Consider the following 2,653-nt stretch of genomic DNA (forward strand, 5'->3'; position numbering starts at 1 on the left):
CACGACGACGCCTATTTTTCGCTGGCCGACCGCATCGTCAAGTTGAGCGACGGCAAGCTGGAGTCCGCCAGCGCGCTCGACGCGTCCAGCATCGCCCGGCCCACCGACTCCGCCACCTCGATCCCGTCGACGCCGGCGGACATGATGCCGCCGGCATAGCCCGCGCCTTCGCCCGCCGGGTACAGGCCGCGCACGTTCAGGCTTTGGTGGGTGCGTCCGCGCGTGATGCGCAGCGGCGACGAGGTGCGCGTCTCCACGCCGGTCAGCACCGCGTCGGGCATGGAAAAGCCGGGGATCTGCCGCTCGAAGGCGGGCAGCGCCTCGCGAATGGCGTCGAGCACGTACACCGGCAGGCTCTCGCGGCCCGGCTGGGCCAGGTCGGTCAACTGCACGCCCGGTTGGTAAGAGGGAAGCACGCCGCCCAGTTGCGTGCTGCGCTGGCGGCGAATGAAGTCGCCCACCAGCTGCCCCGGCGCGCGGTAGCCGCCTTCGCCCAGTTCGTAGGCGCGCGACTCCCACAAGCGCTGGAACGCCATGCCGTCCAGCGGATTCACCGGCCCGTCCGCGGCGCCGTCCTGCCGGTAGTCCTGCGGGCTGACGCCCACCACGATGCCGGCGTTGGCGTTGCGCTCGTTGCGCGAGTACTGGCTCATGCCGTTGGTGACGACGCGGTGCTCCTCCGAGGTGGCCGCCACCACCGTGCCGCCCGGGCACATGCAAAAGCTGTAGACGCTGCGGCCGTTGCTTGCGTGGTGCACGATCTTGTAGTCGGCCGCGCCCAGGATCGGGTTGCCCGCGTTGGGGCCGAAGCGCGCGCGGTCGATCACGCCCTGCGGATGCTCGATGCGAAAACCCACCGAGAACGGCTTGGCCTCCATGTAGACGCCGCGCGCGTGCAGCATGGCGAAGGTGTCGCGCGCGCTGTGGCCGAGTGCCAGCACCACGTGGTCGGCGCGAATCTCCTCGCCCGAAGCCAGCGTCACGCCGCGCATGCGCAATGCATCGCCCTCGGGTTCGAGCAGCACGTCGGCCAGCTGCTGGCCGAAGCGGATCTCGCCGCCCAGCCGCTCGATTTCCGCGCGCATCTTCACCACCATGCTCACCAGCCGGAAGGTGCCGATGTGCGGCTTGCTCACGTACAGGATTTCCTCGGGCGCGCCGGCCTTGACGAATTCCGTGAGCACCTTGCGCATCAGGTGGCGCGGGTCGCTGATCTGGCTCCACAGCTTGCCGTCGCTGAAGGTGCCGGCGCCGCCCTCGCCGAACTGCACGTTCGACTGCGCGTCGAGCACGCCGCGGCGCCACAGCCCCCAGGTGTCCTGGGTGCGCTGGCGCACCTCGCGGCCGCGCTCCAGAACGATGGGCCGCAGCCCCATCTGCGCCAGCACCAGCGCCGCGAAGATGCCGCAAGGCCCGAAGCCCACCACGATGGGGCGCGGACGCTCCCCGGCGAAGAAATCCGCCGGCGCGGTGGCGACGTTGCGGTAGCGCGTGTCCGGCGCAGCCCGCACGTGCGGCTCGCCGGCGTGCGCCGCCAGCACCGCGTTCTCGTCGCGCACCTCGCAGTCCACCGAATAAATCAGCAGGATGGCGCTCTTCTTGCGCGCGTCGTGGCCGCGCCGCGCGATGCTGAAGCCCAGCAGGTCGGCGTCGGCGATGCGCAGGCGCTGCACGACGGCGGCGCGCAGCGCGTCCTCGGGGTGGTCCAGCGGAAGTCGGAGTTCGGTCAGTCGCAGCATCGGGATTTTTTGTCCAACCCGCTATTTGGCCACAGCGCCCCGGCCCAGCCAGTCCAGCGCGCCCTGCGCCGCCGTGCGGCCGGTGGCCAGGCAGGCGGTCAGCAGGTAGCCCCCGGTGGGCGCCTCCCAGTCCAGCATTTCGCCCGCGCAGAACACGCCCGGCACGGCGCGCAGCATGCCGCGCGCATCCAGCGCTGCGAAGCGCACGCCGCCGGCGGTGCTGATGGCTTCCTCCACCGGCCGCGGGCGCGCCAAGCGCAGCGGCAGCGACTTCAGCGCGCTGGCCAGCCGCGCCGGGTCGTTCAGTTCCTCGGGCGCGAGCAGTTCGTAGAGCAGGGCGGTCTTCACGCCCTGCAGCCCGAGCCGGCTCTTCAGGTGCTGCGACAGGCTGCGCGAGCCGCGCGGATGCGAAGTCGCGGCGAGCACCTGGGCGGGCGTGTGCTGCGGCAGCAGGTCGAGGTGCCAGGTGGCCTCGCCCGCCACGTCAATCCGCTCGCGCAGGCGCGCGCTGAAGGCGTAGACCAGGCTGCCTTCGATGCCGGTGTCGGTGATCACGAACTCGCCCTGCTGTTCCTCCACGCTGCCGTCGTCGGCGGTGAAGCGGCCGGCGACGGGCTTGACCGGCTGGCCGGCGAAGCGGGTGCGCAGGTGCTCGCTCCAGCCGGTGCGTCCGGGCGCGGTGGGCGCGACGTCGAAGCCGCAGTTGGCCGGCGCCAGGGGCGCCACGTCCACGCCACGTTCGCGCAGCCCCGGCGCCCACGCGCCGTCCGAACCCAGCCGCGGCCAGCTCGCGCCGCCCAGGGCCAGCACCGTCGCGTCCGCGGCGTGCATGGCTTCGCCGGTTGGCGTGTCGAACCGCAGCGCGCCATCGGCGTCCCAGCCGGTCCAGCGGTGGCGCACGTGCACGCGCACGC

2 protein-coding genes are annotated in these 2,653 nt (G+C 72.2%); both read right to left on the reverse strand.

The genetic code is table 11. The features are described from left to right. Nucleotides 1-11 precede the first annotated feature (11 nt). Entirely contained in the window at nt 12-1,739 is a 1,728-nt protein-coding gene (locus H0U68_RS00070) for an FAD-dependent protein (protein WP_296351896.1), read from the reverse strand. A 21-nt stretch (nt 1,740-1,760) separates the two neighbouring features. Then, on the reverse strand, nt 1,761-2,653 hold an 893-nt coding region (locus H0U68_RS00075; RefSeq protein ID WP_296351898.1), incomplete at its 5' end, for a TIGR03862 family flavoprotein.

Source organism: Ramlibacter sp. (genome assembly GCF_013697775.1).
Classification (GTDB): Bacteria; Pseudomonadota; Gammaproteobacteria; order Burkholderiales; family Burkholderiaceae_C; genus Ramlibacter.

Coding starts and splice junctions, on each gene's coding strand:
- H0U68_RS00070 (WP_296351896.1), bottom strand. CDS start 1,739: ATGCTGCGACTGACCGAACTCCGACTTCCGCTGGACCACCCCGAGGAC.